General features: G+C 36.2%; 12 protein-coding genes, 2 tRNA genes and 3 pseudogenes. 13 read left to right on the forward strand and 4 right to left on the reverse strand.

Annotated features, from left to right (window positions below):
* Positions 1-565: 565 nt before the first annotated feature.
* The 8 genes from D1092_RS04880 (at position 566) to mazG (ending at position 14,238) form a co-directional block, all read left to right on the forward strand.
* Entirely contained in the window at positions 566-5,125 is a 4,560-nt protein-coding gene (locus D1092_RS04880; protein ID WP_120122425.1) for a coiled-coil domain-containing protein, read from the forward strand.
* A 962-nt stretch (positions 5,126-6,087) separates the two neighbouring features.
* Positions 6,088-8,406 carry an NADP-dependent malic enzyme gene (locus D1092_RS04885; protein WP_120122426.1) on the forward strand — a complete coding sequence of 773 codons (2,319 nt, stop codon included), beginning with the start codon at positions 6,088-6,090 and terminating at the stop codon, positions 8,404-8,406.
* Between the two features lie 188 nt (positions 8,407-8,594).
* Positions 8,595-8,879 (forward strand): acyl carrier protein, encoded by a 285-nt coding sequence (locus tag D1092_RS04890; protein WP_005773457.1) that lies wholly within the window; start codon positions 8,595-8,597, stop codon positions 8,877-8,879.
* A gap of 11 nt (positions 8,880-8,890) precedes the next feature.
* The gene (locus tag D1092_RS04895) at positions 8,891-10,066 is read left to right on the forward strand and encodes a beta-ketoacyl-ACP synthase (protein WP_120122427.1); all 1,176 of its coding nucleotides are present in this window, start codon (positions 8,891-8,893) and stop codon (positions 10,064-10,066) included.
* 15 nt (positions 10,067-10,081) lie between these two features.
* Positions 10,082-11,356, forward strand: coding sequence for a beta-ketoacyl-ACP synthase (locus D1092_RS04900; protein WP_120122428.1), 1,275 nt, complete (start codon positions 10,082-10,084; stop codon positions 11,354-11,356).
* Positions 11,357-11,424: 68 nt separating this feature from the next.
* Entirely contained in the window at positions 11,425-12,453 is a 1,029-nt protein-coding gene (locus tag D1092_RS04905) for a zinc-binding dehydrogenase (RefSeq protein WP_120122429.1), read from the forward strand.
* 6 nt (positions 12,454-12,459) lie between these two features.
* Positions 12,460-13,389, forward strand: a complete 930-nt coding sequence (locus D1092_RS04910) for a lipid A biosynthesis lauroyl acyltransferase (protein WP_120122790.1) — start codon at positions 12,460-12,462, stop codon at positions 13,387-13,389.
* 33 nt (positions 13,390-13,422) lie between these two features.
* Complete coding sequence (gene mazG / locus D1092_RS04915) at positions 13,423-14,238, forward strand: nucleoside triphosphate pyrophosphohydrolase (protein ID WP_120122430.1); 816 nt, start codon at positions 13,423-13,425, stop codon at positions 14,236-14,238.
* A 23-nt stretch (positions 14,239-14,261) separates the two neighbouring features.
* Here mazG and D1092_RS04920 read toward each other — a convergent pair whose 3' ends face one another.
* Positions 14,262-14,636 carry an iron-sulfur cluster assembly accessory protein gene (locus tag D1092_RS04920; protein WP_120122431.1) on the reverse strand — a complete coding sequence of 125 codons (375 nt, stop codon included), beginning with the start codon at positions 14,634-14,636 and terminating at the stop codon, positions 14,262-14,264.
* Between the two features lie 574 nt (positions 14,637-15,210).
* On the opposite strand from D1092_RS04920, the gene D1092_RS04925 reads away from it, so the two are divergent.
* Positions 15,211-15,287 (forward strand) — tRNA-Pro (locus tag D1092_RS04925).
* Positions 15,288-15,525: 238 nt separating this feature from the next.
* Here the strand turns inward: D1092_RS04925 and D1092_RS04930 are convergent.
* Positions 15,526-15,993: an Hsp20 family protein gene (locus D1092_RS04930; RefSeq protein ID WP_120122432.1), complete on the reverse strand. Its 468-nt coding sequence runs from the start codon at positions 15,991-15,993 to the stop codon at positions 15,526-15,528.
* Positions 15,994-16,274: 281 nt separating this feature from the next.
* Between D1092_RS04930 and D1092_RS04935 the strand changes: the two genes are divergently transcribed.
* From D1092_RS04935 to D1092_RS04945, 3 genes are all read left to right on the forward strand, one after another.
* Positions 16,275-17,192, forward strand: a complete 918-nt coding sequence (locus D1092_RS04935; protein ID WP_120122433.1) for a serine aminopeptidase domain-containing protein — start codon at positions 16,275-16,277, stop codon at positions 17,190-17,192.
* Between the two features lie 760 nt (positions 17,193-17,952).
* The gene (gene cpdR, locus D1092_RS04940; protein WP_005773448.1) at positions 17,953-18,315 is read left to right on the forward strand and encodes a cell cycle two-component system response regulator CpdR; all 363 of its coding nucleotides are present in this window, start codon (positions 17,953-17,955) and stop codon (positions 18,313-18,315) included.
* Between the two features lie 99 nt (positions 18,316-18,414).
* Positions 18,415-18,489: transfer RNA gene (locus tag D1092_RS04945), tRNA-Val, on the forward strand.
* 100 nt (positions 18,490-18,589) lie between these two features.
* Here the strand turns inward: D1092_RS04945 and D1092_RS04950 are convergent.
* Together D1092_RS04950 and D1092_RS04955 are read right to left on the reverse strand one after the other, a co-directional pair.
* Positions 18,590-18,956 (reverse strand): annotated as a pseudogene (locus D1092_RS04950) (XRE family transcriptional regulator).
* Positions 18,957-19,020: 64 nt separating this feature from the next.
* A pseudogene (locus D1092_RS04955) lies at positions 19,021-19,798 on the reverse strand (DNA adenine methylase).
* 73 nt (positions 19,799-19,871) lie between these two features.
* On the opposite strand from D1092_RS04955, the pseudogene D1092_RS09825 reads away from it, so the two are divergent.
* Positions 19,872-20,963, forward strand: a pseudogene (locus D1092_RS09825) (tyrosine-type recombinase/integrase).
* Positions 20,964-21,130 lie beyond the last annotated feature (167 nt).

A 21,130-nucleotide genomic window follows, 5' to 3' on the forward strand; every position in this document is an offset into this window, starting at 1 on the left:
GCAATAAAAAAGTACGCCTTATGAAAATCTATCATTAAATTCAAAATCTTTTTCACGTTTACTTTTTATGAACTTAAAGTTAAGAAACAAATTTTTATACATCCTAATCTATATACAGATGATGCACGAGATGATGAATCTCTTTCCTTTAGAATCAGTAAAAGTAAGCAGACAACAACATTTATTATCTAATAACATTTATTATCGAGTATCGATACTCAAAAATGCATTCGCACCGCACGATTTTTTAACATTGACCTATAACTGCAATTTATAACTGCCATTAAATTGTCTTTATCTTAAAGAAAATAAGTTAATAAAGCTTTTTATAAACACAAGTTGTAAACAGTGTTTTTGTCTTTTTAAAAACCAAATAATAAATTGTTTTTATTACATTTTATAACCCTCTTAAACAGAGTATAAGATACCACGTTAACTTTATTTTGATAAGTTTTCAATTTTTTTTCCTCGGCATATTCCTTTCTAAATAATTAACAGCTAGTATGCGGAAATTATGTGGAAGAGCACGTATCCCTTTTTCCGTTTGTAAGAGTACGAGGCGAGTATGGCACGCAGAACCAAATTGCAAACATTTGAAGTTGAAGTTGAAGAAGCCCTCACCAAAGCGATGAACTTTGATTTGGATGACACAGCATTTGAAACAATATCATCCAATAATTCTGAAAATATTGTTAATGTTGATGATTTGATTCAAAAAATTGCAATGGCAGAAGAAGAGTTTTTTGCTGAAAATGGTCCTTCAACTTTTGTTTCTAATATTCATGATGATGCAGTTATTGACAAATCCGTTGTTGGACAGCTTTTTGCTCCAAAACCTTCATCTGATATTTCAGGGGGAACGGTTCACAATACGTTATTGTCAACGAAACTTCTTCCTGCAAATGATGATATAACAAGCCCTGTAAATTTTGGACACTTAAGGCAACGTTCTTCCTCTCGAATCTATTGGTATACAACAGCGCTTAGTGCTTTATGGGTAACAGGAGGAGCTTTTATTGCGCATAAGCTCGCCCCTGCCGGACTCAGTTCCTTGTCTAATATCGGCACTTTTTTGACATCCCCAACAGGACTTGCTGTAGCGGCCGGGACAGCAATTCCTATTCTTATATCTTGGGGCGTTGCTCAATTAACAAAACGTTCAAACGAATTGCATAATATTGCTCTTTTTATGACAAATGCTGCACAGCGCCTTAGTGAGCCACAACAATTATCTGAAAAACAAGCTATTGCTATCGGGCAAACCATTCGTGAAGAAGTCGCGGCAATGAATGAAGGTATTGAACGTACCCTTGGACGTGCTGTTGAACTTGAAGCAATCATACAAGGTGAAGTTCACAACCTAGAACAAGCCTATGCTGAAAATGAATCACGCATTCATACACTCATCAAAGAATTGAGTAATGAACGCATAGCCATTTTGAATCACGCCGATCGTGTACAATCAACAATTAAAGGAACTCAAGAACAACTGAGCGATGAATTTGGTTTGGTTACTTCTAAAATTGTAACCAATGTTGAAAAGCTTGCACAAACTCTTTCTCAAACTTTACAAAAACAAGGTGAAGACCTTGTTGAAAAACTTTCCTATGCTAGTGATGGTGTAACAAATCAGCTTATTGAAAAATTTAACAAAACAACAACAAAAATTCAGCAGAAAAACACAGAATTTTTCGATGAATTAGGAAAAAACTTTGATAGTTTTGCACAACAATTTGATCATAATGAAAAACAAATAGAAAAAACCTTTAATGAAACAGCAACAAAAGCAGAAGTGCATGCTGCCAAAATTGCAACACATATACAAGCAGTAGCAGATCAAACTTTGCACGTTGTCGATGAAAAGTTTAAAGCTTTAGATAAAGCTCTTCTTGATCGCAATAATCAATCTCTACAGAGTTTTGATGAGAAGATTTTAAAGCTTGACGACCAAGCACATAAACTCTCTTCTGAATTTGATAACGTAACCTCGCAAGCAATTGGAGCTTTTGAACAACGCTTAGCAACTGTTGATCTTTCTCTTAAAAAACACAGTAACTCCATTATTGATTCCTTTATAGAACGTAGTCAAGCTTTAGAAAATAATGCTGAAGAACTTGGTAAGTTCTTGGAAGATCATATCTTGAAAATAAATGAAAACCTCCAAGAAAAAACAGCAGACATTACCCATGCATTTACAAATGGACGTGAAACTATTTTGTCTGCAATTGATAAAAGTAAAGAAAATCTAAGAGAAGAAATTCGATATGTCGACAATGCCATTGTTGATATTATACAGGAGCGTTCACAAGATTTTAAATTGCAGCTTTCTGATCAACGAGCTGTCATGGCAGATATGCTTGATAACGAAAAGAATAAAATCGCTGATGCATTAAGAAATCAGATTGATATCTTGGTCCAAAATACTTCTCATATTGAAAAAGTTTTGACTGACAATGCTCAACTCGTTGATAAACAATCTGAAAATCACATTGAAAATATCATTCAATGCACGAACAAACTGCAAGAAGTCATTGTACAAAGCTGCAATACAACGCAAGATGCTTTAGAGGCTCAAGCGAGAAATATTGATATCCGTGCCGATGCTCTGCGTGACTCTTTAGCAATTAATAGCTTTTCTCTCAATGAAGTTCTCGCTGATCAAGCACGTACACTCGAGCAACGCATGGAAACAATCCATAACCTTATCGCAAAAAGTGATATACGGGTCGATGTTGCATTGAAACAACAAATAGATTTAGTTGAGAGTGCAATTATCGCCAATAATAAAAACATTACTGAAACCGTTCAAGATCATATCAAAAGCCTTGAAAGCCATACCGAAATTTTAAAGAATACTCTCTCTCAATCGAGTGGTGTTCTCTTTGAAACCCTTGAAACACGCATGGAATCATTTGATACAAATTTAGAAGGTTGTGCACATAAAATTTTTGAACGGACAACAACGCTAGAGGAAACATTATCTGAAAAATTTAGCCAAGTCTGTGAAGCTATTGATATACAAACATCTGTTATTGAGGAACGTTCTGATACGTTAAAAACGTCTCTCATGCTTAATAATGAGCAAAGTCAGATAATTCAACAAGCGCTGGAAAGCAGTGTTGACAATTTGCGCGTTAGCTTAGAAGATTCTGTTAATACAGTCACTGATAGTCTGCATAATAAGATTATAAAAGCTTCTGATATTCTTTCTTCTAAGGGTGAACAAATTCTCTCTTCTGTTACGAATGTTACCGTGCAAGCTGAAAATATTCTTTCAGAGTCAGGCAATCGCATTGTATCAAACGTTAAGAAAACAGTTTATGATACCAGTGAAAAAGTTCTGTCTGTTTTGTCTGAACAAACAGCGCATACTGTTGAAGCTTTCGCAACAGCCAGCCATAATGCACAAGCATTATTGAATGAGGCAATTCACACATCAACAACCACAATAGAGCAAGTCCTTAACGAACGTTGTGATGTTCTTCATCATTCTATGCAAAGTCTTAAAAATAATTTAGACTATCAGCTTTCTGATGTAACAAGTCGTCTGGAAGATGCGAAGAATCAGACAGTAACACAAATTTCAGAACATGTTGGAAGAATAACAGAGCTAACAAATCACTTAAATCAAGCAGCACAAAGTACAACAGAATCTATTGGTTCTTTAACACAGCATGTCGGTGAACAACTCTCTCTCTCCACACAAGATGCTGAACAAAGAATTTATGCACATAATGAATCTTTAGTGAATAGCTTGAACAAAGCGAACTCTGAAACACTTCAAACAGTAACAGCTATGAAGGAAGAGCTTGTTAATAATGTCTCATCCATCTTACAGCAGTTAAATCAATCAATTTACAACTTCCAAGAGAATAGTAATGTTTTATTATCAGCCGTTCAAAATATTGATGGTCAGTTTAATGAAACTACGAATAATTTTTTCCGCAATACGAACCAAGTAGCAGAGCGTTTATCAGCCTCAAATCAAGCTCTTAATAATAATGTTGAAATTCTACAAGGACTTTCAAACAACACCTTTGAACAAATTAATCATATAACGAACAGTTTTGGTGAACATGCGAAAACACTTTCCCAAACTATTCATGTTCTTGAACAGTCTGAAAATTCACTAAGTGCAACGCTTGAAGAAAAACATAATACACTTTCTGCATTAAGCGATGCTCTTGTTTCAAAGTCTCATGAAATTAATCAAATGATTGAGCATTATGAAAAAATCTTCAACTTAGCCCTTGAACGCTCTGATAAGAATGCGCGTAACGCCACAGATTCATTCCAACAATCCCTTAATAGGCTTATTAGTGAAGCATCAACGCGTTTTTCAGGAGCAGCAGAAGATATACGTCGCTCCGCGGATGAAGTTCGTTTAGAGCTTTCAAAGATTAATAATGATATTCATGAAAATACTAAAAAGCTTCCTGAAAAAACAAAAGAAACAACGCAAACAATTCGTACGGCTTTGAATGAGCAAATTACAGCATTAAAAGATCTCATCAGTGTTATACAAGATGATCAAAAGAACGTAAGAGAATCGTTAACGTCGGCATTTTCTACATCATCAGTGCTTAATGAGAGAAGTGAGAATTCTCCTAAGTTCATTAAAAAGATCATTCCTCCTAAACCTGTTTTACAACAAGATCAAAGTATAAAAAGACCAAATAAATGGGTGTCAAATCTCTTAGAAAGAGCTTCACGGGAAGAAACGTTTTATGATGAGACCCCCAATGATGCTGTTTTAACATCAGTGCAAACAAAACCACGTCCTACAAGCAGTTCTCTTAACGCGTTAGCATCAGGTATCGTGCAAGCGATTAATCACAATGCCATTGTTGAGTTATGGGATCATTATCAACGTGGACAAAAAAACATCGCTACAGAACGCCTTTATACCTTGAATGGAAAAACAATATTTGAAATGATTAAGAAAAAATATATGAGTGATTTTGAATTTAAACGTTCAGTGAATCAATATGTTTCGGATTTTGAAAAGCTCTTACGTGAGATATCGCGCAGTTCTGGTTCTTCCAACTCAGTTCGCAAATACCTGATATCAGATACAGGAAAAGTTTATACCATGCTTGCTCATGCAAGTGGACGAATCCAATAGACAATAAGAAAAGTGGAGAAAATATTTTTCCGCTTTTCTCTTTCCAGTTGTCTTAAGTGTTGATCATAGAGTACTTTGTGATTAGCTGGAGCTTTGTACTTCAAAGGCTGAGATAATTGGTATACAGTTTTTTATGATATTCTAAGCAATACCCCTAAAGAAACGTAAAGGCTATCAAATAACATATCATTCTAAAAATGAGAAAGCTTATAAGAAACACTTCTATCCCTTTATCCACATATTAATTTTGCTTTAAATATGTGAGTAAATATTTTTTATTATAATAGATAGAATTGAAATGAATAAATCTTATTGTATTCAAATTTTCCATTCAGCATACAAACGATTTATCATTAGAGCACCGTGTTATACGGAATATACGAATCTAGGGTAAAATGCGCAATTATAGACGACACAGTGATATCTTCTTTATTAAAGACTTACTTGTCAATATATAGGAAATACCGCTCTAAAAAATTAAGAATTTAATTGAACAATAAAAAACATAACTTCCATTTTCAACGTTCCAATCTCCTTATAAAACAATTTATAATTTTCAAATTGTTTATTCTACCTACGTATAGAAATTTATATAAAATATATATTTTATAAAAACTGGATGAAAATAATATGAAACACTCTTCTATTCTTTCCTTATTTTGTAAGCATTGCAAAAACAATAATGGCTTGGTAATATGAGCATTATTAAATATTTTATTTGTTTATAGACTAATCAATTTTTACGCGTTTGATTAAGGATAAGAAAAACAAATGTGCTACTGTCAATGAAATTATTCATGCGTACAAATGAAAAGAAACATCAAACTGGTTTTACGATCCAGAAAAATTTGCTCATGCTCATGCATTTTGATATTCAGAGGAATGAGGATCTATTAGTGGACAAAACCTTATCGTAGATGAAACACTCATAATAAACACACACTAACTTGGATATCATAAAAATGTCTAGAGAACGAAAGAGTAATTTCAGTTCACCAATAGCTGAACGTGACAGTGCTGCACTTTTTTATCACCAACACCCCAAACCTGGAAAATTAGAAATACAAGCAACAAAGCCTCTTGATAATCAACGTGATTTAGCTCTTGCTTATTCCCCAGGTGTTGCAGCACCATGTCTTGCAATTCATGAAGATCCCAATCTTGCTGCTCAATATACATCTCGTTCTAATTTAGTCGCTGTTATATCAAACGGAACGGCTGTTCTAGGTTTAGGAAACATTGGCCCCCTCGCTTCAAAGCCAGTTATGGAAGGCAAAGCTGTTTTATTCAAAAAATTTGCCAATATTGATGTTTTTGATATTGAGATTGATGCATCCGATATAGAACAAATGGTACAAACGGTATCTACCTTAGAACCTACATTTGGTGGTATTAATCTTGAAGATATTAAGGCGCCTGAATGTTTTGAAATCGAGGAAAAGCTGCGCGCTAAGATGAATATTCCAGTTTTTCATGATGACCAACACGGAACGGCCATTATTGTTTCTGCTGCTGTATTAAACGCCTTAAATCTTTCAGGAAAAAAAATTGAAAATGCAAAAATTGTTACTTCAGGTGCAGGTGCGGCCGCCCTCGCTTGTCTTAATCTTTTGGTCCGTCTTGGAGCAAAAGTTGAAAATATTTGGCTTAGCGACTTAGAAGGCGTTGTTTATGAAGGTCGCCAAACCCTCATGGATCGTTGGAAAGTCAATTATGCACAAAAAACTAAAGCGAGAACTTTATCTGATATTATTGATGATGCAGATATTTTTCTAGGCTTATCGGCGGGAGGAGTTTTAAAGCCTGAATATCTTAAAAGAATGGCTCAAAATCCACTCATTTTAGCGCTGGCTAATCCAGTACCAGAAATTATGCCCGAAGAAGCACATTCTATACGACCCGATGCGATGATCTGCACAGGTCGCTCTGATTATCCCAATCAAGTTAATAATGTCCTTTGTTTTCCCTATATCTTCCGTGGTGCATTAGACGTAGGTGCGACTGCAATTAATGAAGAAATGAAAATGGCTGCTGTTCATGCGATAGCTGCCCTTGCTCGTGAAGAAACTTCAGATGTTGCAGCACGTGCATACGCTAAAGAACCGCCCAGTTTTGGACCAAATTATCTGATCCCCTCTCCTTTTGATCCGCGTTTAATACTACGTATTGCTCCTGCTGTTGCTAAAGCAGCAATGACAACGGGTATTGCACTTCGTCCTATTGAAGATATGGAATCCTACCATGATATCCTCAATCGTTTTGTCTTTCTTTCTGGTTTAACAATGAAGCCTGTTTTTGCTGCTGCAAAAACAGCAAAACGTAAACGTGTCATCTATGCTAATGGTGAAGATGAACGCGTCCTTCGCGCAGCACAAGTTGTCATTGAAGAACAAACAGCAACACCTCTCCTTATCGGACGTCCACATGTCGTAGAAGCAAGATTAAAACGCTTTGGTTTGAAAATTCGCCCTAATATAGATTTTGAATTAACAAATCCTGAAGATGATCCACGTTTTCGTGATTATGTTAATTTATTTTTTCATTATACAGGAAGACGTGGTGTTACGCCTGAAATGGCAAAAACAATAGTGAGAACATCAACAACCGCTATTGCTGCCCTTGCCGTCATGCGTGAAGAAGCAGATGCGATGATTTGCGGTTTAGAGGGGCGTTTTGAACGTCAACTTGAATTGATCGAACAAATTATCGGTCTTGATCCTCATGTTCATCGTTTTTCTGCTATGAGTTTGCTTATCTCTCAACAGCGTACTCTTTTTCTCACAGACACTTACGTTAATGAAAATCCTTCTGCAGAAGAAATCGCTGAAATGACTGTATTAGCAGCTCAAGAAGTTGAAGCATTTGGAATAACACCTAAAGCAGCCTTACTATCACACTCAAACTTTGGTTCTAAAAACACAGAAAGTGCGTGTAAAATGCGCCGTGCAACGGAAATTCTTGCCAAAGAACACCCTCATTTAGAATCAGATGGTGAAATGCATGGTGATGCAGCCCTTTCCAAAGTTTTTCGTGATCGTGTTTTTCCTGATTCTCGTCTCAAAAGTGAAGCAAATTTGCTTGTTTTTCCAACACTTGATTCAGCCAACATCACGCTCAATACTGTTAAAAGCCTTACAAATGCACTTCATGTTGGTCCTATCTTAATAGGGGCAGCACGTCCCGCTCATATACTAACGCCTTCAGTAACGTCACGAGGCGTTGTTAATATAACAGCCCTTGCCGTTCATGCAGCAAATAGAAAAAATAAGCTCGTAAAATAAATGTGCAATAAAACTTCAAAGTTTTTTAAATATTGAGATATAGTATTTCACATACTGTAAAGCTCTTTTCTTTCTAGAAAAGACAGTTATATTCTGGATTAAGGCTTTTTTTTTAAAAGAAAAAAGGCTAGAAGAATGATATTAAATGTATTTTGAATTTGCTAACTCTATAATAAGGAATCCATACATTGCCTTCCACGTTTGATAAAGTTGCTGATATTATTGCAGAAATCAGTGAAATTGATCGCAATACAATCACACCTGAAAGTCATACAATTGATGATTTGGGAATCGACAGTCTTGATTTTCTTGATATTGTTTTCGCTATTGATAAAGCTTTCGGAATAAAAGTTCCCCTAGAACAATGGACGCAAGAAGTCAATGAAGGTACAGTTGCTACAGAAGAATACTTTGTTCTCAAAAATCTTTGTGCAAAAATTGATGATCTCGTTGCCTTAAAACAGGCGGAGTAATTTTTTTTATTATGTATGATCAATCTGTATTCATCACTGGTATAGGTCTCATAAGCTCTCTGGGGGAAGGAACTGATCAACATTGGAAACTCTTAAATGATCCGATCTGTACACCGAACCTAGATTGTACAACTTTTTCGCCCTACACAGTTCATAAATTGCCTGAAATTGATTGGAATTTACAAATTCCTAAGAAAAGTGATCAACGGCAAATGGGAATATGGCAACGTCTTGGTACCTATGCAGCTGGTCTTGCTCTTGATGATGCCGGTATGAAAAATAATGAACAATTCACATCAACAATGGACATGATCGTAGCAGCAAGTGGAGGAGAACGCGATATTACTGTTGATACGCAGATTCTTTCTAAAGCGCGTGCAGTCACAGATCATACCTCTATGTTAAATGTTGCACTTTCAACCGAACTTCGCCCAACATTATTTTTGGCACAACTTTCAAATCTTCTAGCGGGAAACATTTCAATCGTTCATAAAGTTACTGGATCATCTCGCACATTTATGGGAGAAGAAGGCAGTGGACTTTCTTCACTTCAAATTGCTGTAGCCCGTATTAAATCAGGACAAAGTACCCATGCTCTTGTAGGAAGTTCCTATAATGCACAAAGTTATGATATGTTGTTGGCCCATGAACTTGGTGGTCTTTTAACCCATAATGGATGGAGCTCAGTGTGGGATCGTGAAATTCGCCCAGGTGGTGGTATTATTACCGGTTCTGGTGGTGTCTTTCTTGTTCTTGAAAGTGGTGAACATGCAAAAAAACGTAACGCACGTGCTTATGCTGAAATTAGCCAAATTATTACAGACCAAACAGATAGAACCAAAACGCCGCTTAAGGAATCAATTGCAACAATGTTAAAAACAGTGGGCGCTAAAAATTCCTTAGCCATTTCAGCGGCATCAGGTGCTCACGAAGCAACAAAAGCAGAACAAAATGCTCTTGATGATGCCGATCTATCTTACCGAGGTATTACAACATTATTCGGTTATATGCGAGAAGCACAATTTCCTTTAGCACTTGCCCTTGCAGCACTTTCAATTGAAAAAAAACACTGTTTTCCAGCATTAAGTCCTCATGAAAAACCTTTTTCTAAAGAAGTCCATGAAATATTTGTTACCACTATTGGTATAAAAAGAGCTGAAGGTGTTGTACATCTTACGGCTGTTTGAAGGGGAATTTCTATTGTGAAATATCATGATCATTTTGGACGTCCACTTGTAGCCATAACTGGAGCTGGCGTTGTTACATCACTCGGACAAGGGAAACATGAAAATTGGCAAAAATTAACAAACGGTGTAAGCGGTATCCATAAAATAACGCGTTTTCCTGTTGAAGGATTAAATACATATATTGCTGGGACAATTGATTTTCTCAAAGAAAGTACTCTTGGTGCTTCGGCGCTTTCTGAAAAGCTTGCACATCTTTCTGCTGAAGAAGCTTTAGAACAAGCTGCTCTTAATAAAACAAACTTTAATGGACCACTCTTTCTAGCTGCGCCTCCTGTTGAGCTTGAATGGCAAGCACGTTTTAATCTTGATCAAGAGGAAGAACTCAATAATGAGCCTTCTTATGCACATCTTCTTAGAATCTGTAGGCATAAACGCCATGAGGCACTTTTTGAAACCACACAATTTGGTGCCATTGCAGAAAAGCTGCAAAAAACGTTTGGCACAAAGGGACTGCCTGTTACACTTTCCACGGCTTGTGCATCTGGTGCGACAGCAATTCAATTAGGCGTTGAAGCTATTCGACGAGGTGAAACAAATCGGGCTCTTACCATTGCGACAGATGGATCCGTTTCAGCAGAATCTCTCATTCGTTTTTCATTACTCTCTGCTCTTTCCACTCAAAATGAACCTGCAGAAAAAGCAGCAAAACCCTTCAGCCGAGATCGAGATGGATTTGTTATGGCAGAAGGCTCAGGCGCTCTTGTTCTTGAATCTCTTCAAAGCGCATTAAACCGGAATGCTACAGTTTTAGGAATTTTAGCGGGCTGTGGAGAAACGGCCGATGATTTTCACCGTACACGTTCAAAACCCGATGCATCACCAGCCATTGGATCCGTTCGCAAAGCCTTAAATGATGCACAAATAACTATCCATGAAATTGACTATATTAATGCTCATGGAACCTCAACACCTGAAAATGAAAAAATGGAATATCTTGCCTTATCGACAGTCTTCGGTAACGTTCTAGAGCATATTCCTGTTTCTTCTAATAAATCAATGATTGGGCATACCTTAACTGCTGCTGGTGCCATAGAAGCTGTTTTTTCGCTTTTGACCATTCAATCGGGGATACTTCCACCTACAATAAATTACGATAATCCTGACCCTGCTATCCCTTTAGATGTTGTTCCTCATCATAGCCGTAAAGCTAATGTCAATGCGGTTTTGTCAAATTCATTTGGGTTTGGTGGTCAAAATACAAGTCTTGTTCTCACAGCCTATAAAGGATAATCTTTTACGTACTGACCAAAGTTAATCATACTGAAGCAATAGCAATTATCAATTGAAGGGGAATAATAATGCGTGCGCTACAATTGCTAAATGAACGTCAGCTTGAAATCACCAATATTTCCTCACCTCCTTCACCTAGACCAGATGAAGTAACAGTGCGAATCAAAGCCGTTGCTCTTAATCATATTGATGTATGGGGCTGGCGTGGGATGGCTTTCGCGAAAAGAAAAATGCCCCTCATCATTGGTGCAGAAGCTTCTGGTGAGGTTGTACAAGTAGGAGATAATATTGAAAATCTTCAACTTGGACAGATTGTCTCAATTTATGGAGCACAAACCTGTGGGGCATGCCAAGCTTGTCATGAAGGACGGGATAATCTTTGCACGGATGTAAAAGGAGTCTACGGTTTTCATCTTGATGGTTTTTCTTGTGAATTTGTCAATTTACCCGCACGTTTATTGGTTCCAGCCCCTCCCCAATGTGATGAACTTCAAGCCGCTGTTGCTCCAATTACTTTTGGTACCGTAGAACATATGCTTTTCGATAATGCAAAACTACAAGCAGGAGAAACAATCCTGATACAAGCTGGTGGTTCCGGTATTGGCTCTGCTGCCATTCAACTTGCAAAACATATGGGATGTACCGTTATCACGACTGTAGGTTCAGATGAAAAAATTGCAAAAGCACAGTCTCTTGGAGCAGATCATGTGATTAATTATCGTAAAGATCGTTTTGAAGGTGTAGTGCGCAAATTAACCCAAAAAAAAGGTGTTGACGTCGTTTTTGAGCATGTTGGGGTCGATACATGGAACGGTTCTTTATTGTGTATGAAAAAAGGAGCACGTTTAGTAACTTGCGGTTCTACCTCTGGTGTTTCAGCATCAATAAATCTCATGCAATTATTTCAACAACAGCTTAAGATATTTGGTTCATTTGGCTGCCGTATGGAAAATATGAAAAATGCTATGCAAAAAATGGCACAAAAAGCCGTACACCCTGTCATTGATACAATTGTTGGACTTGATGAAATGGATACAGCTTTAAAACGAATGGAAAGCCGTGATGTTTTTGGTAAAATTATTCTTAAAATCAATTAAATCATGATGAAGCTTTCTCTTAAAAATCTCATCTATCATATTAAAGTTATAGCTAAAAAAATATCCTACTTGTTATGGGCTTATCTGCTTTTTGGTTCTTTATTTATTCTAAAATGCTTTCCAGCCAAAATGGGAATTTCTTTTTTTTCTTGGTTAGCAAAAAAAATCGGACCCCTCGTACATCGTCATCAAATAACCCTTGCAAACCTTAGGAAGGCATATCCAGAAAAAACAGAGCAAGAACGCTACGAGATTGCAATCGAAATGTGGGAAAACATAGGACGCTTTCTAGCCGAATATATTTTTCTTGATAAAATTTTTGATTTTGATCCTCATGCGGAAGAGCCAGGTTTTATTGAGGTTAAGGGAATTGAAATCTTTGAACGATTAAAAGAAGAAAAAAAGCCCCATATTTTTTTCACAGCGCATACTGGAAATTTTGAACTTCTGCCTATTTGTGCACAAAGTTTTGATCTAAATGTTACAGTCCTATTTAGACCACCCAATAACCCTCATGTTGCCAAACGAGTCCTTAAAGCACGACAAACTTCTATGGGACATCTTGTTCCCTCAAAAGCCGGTGCAGCATGGGCATTAGCAGGTAAATTAGCAGAAGGTAAAAATGTTGGTATGCTCGTTGATCAGAAGTTTCGCCGCGGTATCATGGGAACATTTTTTAACAGACCCCTTAAAACAAATCCCTTAATTATAAAGCTTGCACGGCAATATAACTGTGATATTTATCCAGCACGTTGTATTCGTCTGCCTGGAGGACGTCATCGTTTAGAATTATATGAACGTGTAGAACTTCCACGAGATGAAAAAAATGATATCGATATCGCTGCTTCTACGCAAAAATTAAATGATATTGTTGAAACTTGGGTGCGTGAATATCCCGGACAATGGATGTGGTTACATAGACGTTGGGACATCTAACATGAGCTCTATTTTTTTACAGAGGAAGTACAAATGTTAGCCTCAAAAAATATCAAAGATCTCACCGCGATTATCACTGCCTTACGAAATCCTGATAATGGTTGTCTCTGGCATAAAAAACAAACTTCTAAATCCCTCATACCCTATCTGCTCGAAGAAGTTTACGAAGTCATCGACGCCATTGAACGAAATAACCAAAAAGATCTCTGTGAAGAACTTGGTGATCTTCTTTTACAGGTTGTTTATCATGCTACCATTGCACAAGAAGAAGGTAGCTTTACTTTTGAAGATGTCGTTTATGCAATTACGGAAAAAATGATTCGCCGCCATCCTCACGTTTTTGGAAATGCCGAGCAAAAAAAACGAGGATTTATAAAAGAAGAATGGGAATATATAAAAAAAGAAGAACGGGCTGAACAAAAGAAATTGAGCAAAGAAAAAAATAATAATTCAAGTATTCTTGCAAAAGTAAAACCGATCCAGCCTGCAGACCAAGAGGCTTTTGCTTTACAAGAAGAAGCAGCTAGAGTGGGTTTTGATTGGCAAGAAAGTGATAAAGTTTTTGCAAAAATAGAAGAAGAACTGGAAGAACTCAAAGAAGCCATCAAAAATAAAAAAAAATTAGAAATAGAGGCAGAATTTGGAGATCTCTACTTTGTTCTTCTGAATCTCGCACGCCACTTAGCAATTGATTCACAAAAAGCATTAAAAAAGACAAATACAAAATTCCGAAATCGTTTTGCCTATATTGAAAAAAAGCTATCCACTCAATCTAAAACACTCACTGACACATCCTTGAAAGAAATGGAAGCACTTTGGAAGGAAGCTAAAAAAGAACAAGCCTTCTAAAATTTCTTTAAGCTTGAATAATTTCACGAAGCTCGATTCGTTTTATATTGATTTTGAGGAACAGGACGGAGTTCTACCGACTCGCCACACCCGCATGCTGAAACTTGATTAGGATTTTTAAAAACAAAACCAGAACGAAGCGTTGTCACTTCATAATCCATCTGTGTTCCTAACAAAAATAACACCGCATCATGCGCAATAAAAACACGAGCACCATTCACTTCAACAACATCTGCATCTATCCCCTCTTCTTTGACAAGAGTAATTGTATATTCCATCCCTGCACAACCGCCTTTTTTGATCCCAACAAGAATACCTCGTGCATCTTTTTCCTCCATAATCGCTTTAACACGATTCACAGCGGCTTGTGTTAAACTTATTACCGAAAAACGACTCATCGTTTACTCTTTTCTTAGCTCAATAGACACTTTAAACATTTTTTCTCTACCATATTCTATCTGGTATTTTAAAAGAAAAACAACAAGACATAAATTAAAACACCCTATCCTTTTTATTGAGATAAAAATTTATTAGAATAGAAATACATCCTCATAAAACACAAAACACCTCTGCTATAAAAACTCTAAACGAAAGAAAACGTTTCAATGCCATACATCCAATTCCAAAGTTTTAAAAATATTCATTTTTTATGACCTATAAGATAAAGAAAATAGATCTTCCCTACTTACGGGAGTTCCTCTCCTTCCCCGCCCCTTCTAAAATCACAAATCTTCTCTCGTCTCAATCTGCAAAAAGAATTAAATGCATAAATCTATTAATTATAGAGCTCAAATTTTAACGATAACAAAGAACTTTACAGATTCATGACTTATCTTGAACGAATAACAATCTATTGGTGGGCGAATTTATTCACTTTCAAAAGTTTTGAGTGTAAGAGCATTTTAGATTTTGTTCTATTTATTTTTTCTCTTGCCTTTAAAGAAACAGTCATTTAATCGTTTCACACGGACTCGGAGCGTAGCGCAGCTTGGTAGCGCACTTGACTGGGGGTCAAGGGGTCGTGGGTTCAAATCCCGCCGCTCCGACCATTTTTTAAACGCTATAAAATAAGCTTATTTTAGAATTTTTTATTTCAATTACACATCCATGATTTTTTTCAGCATAGAATAGTGCAATAAACTTTTATCATCCATTAGAGAGAGAACGTTTTTATGAGAATCGTCTTCATTCTCACGAGCACATACAGGAAACGCGAGATCTTTGCCTCGCGTTACATTATCTTTAAAAACTTATAATTATTTACTTTTCATATTTTTTAAATTTTCTTTATGCGACAACACCGTTGTTATTATTTTCTGGAATGGATGGTGACATTTGCACAGTTATTTTTTTGGGTTTTAATTCAGCTGGCATTTCCCTTTTAAGCTGAATATGAAGGAGACCATCCCCAAGCTCTGCCCCAATAACCTTTACATGATCAGCTAAATGAAAACGTCGTTCAAAAGCACGCGAAGCAATACCTCGATAAAGAAATTCTCGTCCTTCATCATCCTTTTCATGTTTTTTATCTCCCTTAACGATCAGCTGATTACAATGCGTTTCAATATCAATTTCATCTTGAGAAAAACCTGCAACGGCCATAGAAATTCTATAAGAATCTTCGGTTAAACGTTCAATATTATAAGGGGGATAAGAAGAAACTTCTTCTGGTTGTGTTCTTGAATCAAACCAGTTAAAAAGATGATCAAAACCTACTGTGGAACGATAAAATGGTGAAAAGTCTACTTGACGCATGATACTGCCCTCCTCTAGAGCGACTAAAATTTATAATTGATTCACAGAGTTCCCAAATAGCAAACTTACTTGTAAATCCGTGGCCCCATCATGGCGACCACATTGTGTTATCTGGTAATCGTTTTCTCTTATTTCAACTCTTTTATATCTGAATTGATAAAAACTATCTAAAAAAACAACTTACCCCTTTCTTAATCCTTCTTCATCATTACATAAATATCACAAAGCCTTCTCATTATCTCACGTTGAACTTAGCGGCAAATACACTTAAAGGATTTCAATTGAAAACACCTCTTTATCCCATAAACTTGAGTTCTGCTCCTCCTAATATCCATCATGGTACCCTTAAAATAGCGATAGATCGCGAAATTCGTTTTGTAACAACATATCCTGAGGTCAAACAATCTAAGGGAACAATTGTTATTCTTGAAAACAATACAAATGCTTTAGAAACATATTTTTTACCCATAAATGAAATTTCTAAACGCGGTTTTCATACAGCAATATTTGACTGGTTTGATCAAAAAAGAATATCCCTCACAACAAGAAAAAAAAGCCGTCATTATTACTTTGATATAAATAATGATATTAATGACTTATATGAATTTCTTAAAAATATTGTTTATCCTACTTGTCCTCCCCCTTACTCTATGCTCGCCTATGGTATGGGAGGACTGATCGCCCTTAGCGGCTTAGATTTCATTAATCATCAGTTTAACAGATTGCTCTGTATTTCTCCCCTTTTGTCCCCATTTGGCAATAAAACGAATGGTTTTCAACATAAATTAACACAACTTCTTTCTGATATAGGTCTTGGTTTTATACCAGTAAAAAACGGGAAAAAATTAAAAAACACAAACCCAAAAAATATACAATTGGAGCATATGCATCAAGAGCCATTCCCTTCCATTAAGCGCCCAACATCCCGATGGATGGCTTCGGTATTTAATGCGATTGATTCTGTGAAGAAAAATATACGCCACAGACATTTACAAATCCCAACACTCTTTATTCTTGCCAATCAAAACAATCTTGCCAACAACATTGAAGTACGGGAATTATGCCAAAACACTCGTCTGGCAGAAAGTATTACTATTACAGGCGCCGAACTTGATACAATTATGTATAACGAAAATTATAAAAAACAATTTTGGGCGGCATTTGATGCATTTATATGCGATAATGCGTCTATAAAATAATATAAAACCTTAACTTCCATTTCGCTCTGCTAAAAACGAAGATTTCTATCAGAAACATCGTTCTATAATGGATTTCATTTTCTAACCACTTATATGATTCGTTTTATAGGTTTTATAAGCAACCCAAGAAACAAAAATTCATCATAACTCATAACAAAAATAACGAATATATAAATTACATTATCATATCATAACGATAATAATATTATTATCGTTATAAGTAATTTAATAACATAAATATAAAAAATTACTTTAATAAACCGTGATAAATATTTTATAAATACTACATCAAAATAATATTTTTGATGTATAAAAACTCTGAAAATAAAATTTATTTATAACTTTTATTTGCTAATTTCTATGAAAATAGATAATTATAAAAATTCTATTTTTTTAGAATAAAATTTTAAAAAAAATAAATTAATATAAAATTCTTCTAATTTTTCAATATAAAGAATCCCTACAGTAATGGTTTTTATAACTTTTTTAATGGAGTTCTGGTAAGAAACAGATAAATTAAAAGAAAAAATAGCAATGAATCATTTCAAAAAATCTAGATCATCCCTTCTTTTTTCAGTCACATATATTCCGAATTTAACCAACTCACAACGAATATGTTGTATTTTGAGTAAAAATAAAGAATTAACCATTTTGCCATTCATTTCAATTATGAGTATTTTACCATCTTTTTTATAAATACTCTATATTGTATAATTGGTGTGGCAAAAACTTTTACAAATGGAGCCATTGGAACACAATCATGAAACGAATCCTGCTCGCAGAAGATGATAACGATATGCGTCGCTTTCTCGTAAAAGCCCTAGAACGTGCAGGCTATGAAGTTGCCGATTTCGATAATGGTATTAGCGCATACGAACGTTTACAAGAGGAACCATTTTCTCTTCTCCTGACTGACATTGTGATGCCAGAGATGGATGGAATCGAACTGGCACGACGCGCAACTGAGATTGACCCTGATTTACGAGTCATGTTCATTACAGGTTTTGCAGCGGTTGCACTCAATTCAAATAGTGATGCTCCTCCCGATGCAAAAGTTCTCTCTAAGCCATTTCACTTACGTGAACTTGTCAATGAAGTTGAAAAGATCCTTATTGCTGCTTAAGAGGATGTTTTTCTAAATTATTTGTATCTGTTGTTAAGAGAAAATGAAATTAAGCATTGACGTTTGTCATTCTATATGGTGTATGCAACATCGATGAATGGGCGTGTAGCTCAGCGGGAGAGCACTACGTTGACATCGTAGGGGTCACAGGTTCAATCCCTGTCACGCCCACCATTCAGCCTTTATAACATTAATAACTCAGAGGTTTGTCGTATTCTCTTCAAGGTACAGGATGTATGAATAAAAGTAGGGAATAGGATTTTCCAACCCCCCTCTACAAAGCACGTCCTTTTTTGCTAACTTCTTTTAATAATTCTTTGAGTTTTGCTAAGTCCTGTTGTGAAAAGTTCTCTAAAGCTCTAACGAACATACCAGTAATTTCAGAGCAAAATGAATCAGAAGATTTGATTGTAAAACTCTTACGGCAAAAAACAGCCTCTTTTCTTAAGAGAGAAGCCATATCCTGATCTAAATTGTACAACTCTATGATCTTTTCTTCCATACCAACGGGTACAGATTTTTTACCAATTTCAACAGAAGACAAAAGTGCTACAGATATATCTAATTTTAGCCATATCTAAAAGCCGTTCTGAGTGATCAATACGAAGTTTACGTAAAGTTTTACCAAAAGATGTAACCATCTAAAAAGCCCTGTTAGAGAAGAAACATCTCCTCTGGTCCTAACAAATATTTTTCAAACTTTCCTCAATTATTACGAATCAGCACTTCTTTTCGAAGTGTTTTTTTTGCTGTACTTGCTGTCCAAAGGGTCTCTAATTCTAAAAAGTCAAAATCTTTAAAGATCTCTCTAACAACATCACAATCATTCAGACTCAAAACAAATTTGCCTTGAATGCCTTTGAGAACTTTTGCCATATTGACAAAATCATCTTTAACAAAATTTCCAGAGCTATAGCATTTCTTCTTTATAAAATAAGAGGGGGGTAAATAAAATAAACTGTCGGGCGCATCAAATAACTCCACAACACATTCCCATGATAAATTTAAGATAGTGCTATCAAGCAGTTTTTTCCTAACACGCCGCATTCTTGCTAAAAGCTTGTCGGGATTAAACTCTGCCCTCCTTTTTTGCCAAAGCCAAAAGAAATGTAATCTTTTTTCCCATACATGACACAACGTTGGAGAAACAAAAAGCGTGCTGCTCTTTCAACTTTGGTAAGGCTTTTTGAATCAATAGCCGCAAATTAAAAAAACAACTGTCTCAAACAAACAAACCACTCCAATCGTTTGGCTAAATCATCAAAGTCATTTTGAACACATTGAAACAGATTTGTGATCTCACTATTCAAATCATTAATGACGGAATATTTCGCTGGTCGTTTGTTTGAAAAATAACCCCTGAACCTAAAAACGGTTCAATATAGGTTTCATAATCTATATTATTTAAAATCAATATCATTCGCTTGCACGTCAAAACGGGGCTGGCGTGTGGGTAAAAACTGTTAAATAAAGAACTAAAAATGCCTCTTATGAATCGTCTTAATGCAAGAGACGTCGCAACATTGGGAGCTGGCAAATAGTATGATGGTGTCGGCTTGCTTCTTCACAAGCATAAAGATGGCGGTGCTCAATGGCTTTATCGCTGTACCATTCACGGGCGCCGCCGTGAAATAGGCTTGGGAGCGTTGCGAGATGTCTCTTTAAAACAAGCCCGTGAATTGGCAAACCAATAGCGTTCTGTTTTACGTGAAAGGCGTGACCCCATTAAAGAACGTGAAAAACAAAAGCGTGAAGCAATGAGCAATCTCCATTACTTAAAAGATATTACTCTAGATGCTTTTGAAAGTCGTAAAGCTGAATTAAAAGGGGATGGGAAAGATGGACATTGGTTTTTACCTCTACGCCTTCATATTCTCCCTAAATTAGGCTGTCTGCCCGTTTCAGAGATTACCCAAACAGAGATACGCAACACACTTGCTCCTATCTGGCATACAAAAGCTGGAACAGCTCGTAAAGCACTGAACCGTCTTAATCTTTGTCTCAAACATGCGGCTGCCTTGGGATTGAATGTTGATTTACAAGCAACAGAAAAAGCACGCGCGCTCTTAGGAAAACAACGCTATAAAGTCCAAAATTTACCAGCAATGGATTGGAAAGATGTTCCTGCTTTTTATCAAACGCTTTGCGAAGCATCAACCCTAACACAACTGGCTTTGCGTTTGCTTATCCTTACAGGAGTTCGTACACGTCCTTTACGTTATATTCATAAAGATCAAGTTGAGGGGGATATATGGACTATGCCTGCTAAAAATATGAAAGGAAGGCGTGATGCTACAACAGAATTTCGCGTCCCTTTATCTTCTGAAGCATTAGACATTTTGAAATAAGCGCGCTCGCTTTCACGCAATGATTTCTTTTTTTCTGCAACCGGTCGAGGTCCTCTCGCTGATAAGTGTATGGCTCAATATATGAGAGACAATAAACTTGAAACCTGCCCGCATGGATTTCGTTCTAGTTTACGCAATTGGCTTGCTGAAACAACCGATGCCCCCTATGAGGTCGCTGAAACCATTCTAAGTCATACGGTCGGTGGTAAAGTAGAGCGTGCCTATCGTCGGACTGATTATTTAGAACAGCGTCGCATCTATATGGATAAATGGGCGGCTTATGTCACCGGTCAAGCTTAAGATATGGGGTGTAATACCCCATTATCTGTGGATAACTTGCTCTCTCTTCTCTCATTCTTTCTCAATTAAACTCATAAATTATCACATCAGAAAATGTATAATAAAACACTGTTTTCTATAGATTAAATACCTTTCCAATGATTCAAAAATATGGTTAATAAATACTT

This window comes from Bartonella krasnovii (assembly GCF_003606345.3).
Taxonomy (GTDB): Bacteria; Pseudomonadota; Alphaproteobacteria; order Rhizobiales; family Rhizobiaceae; genus Bartonella; species Bartonella krasnovii.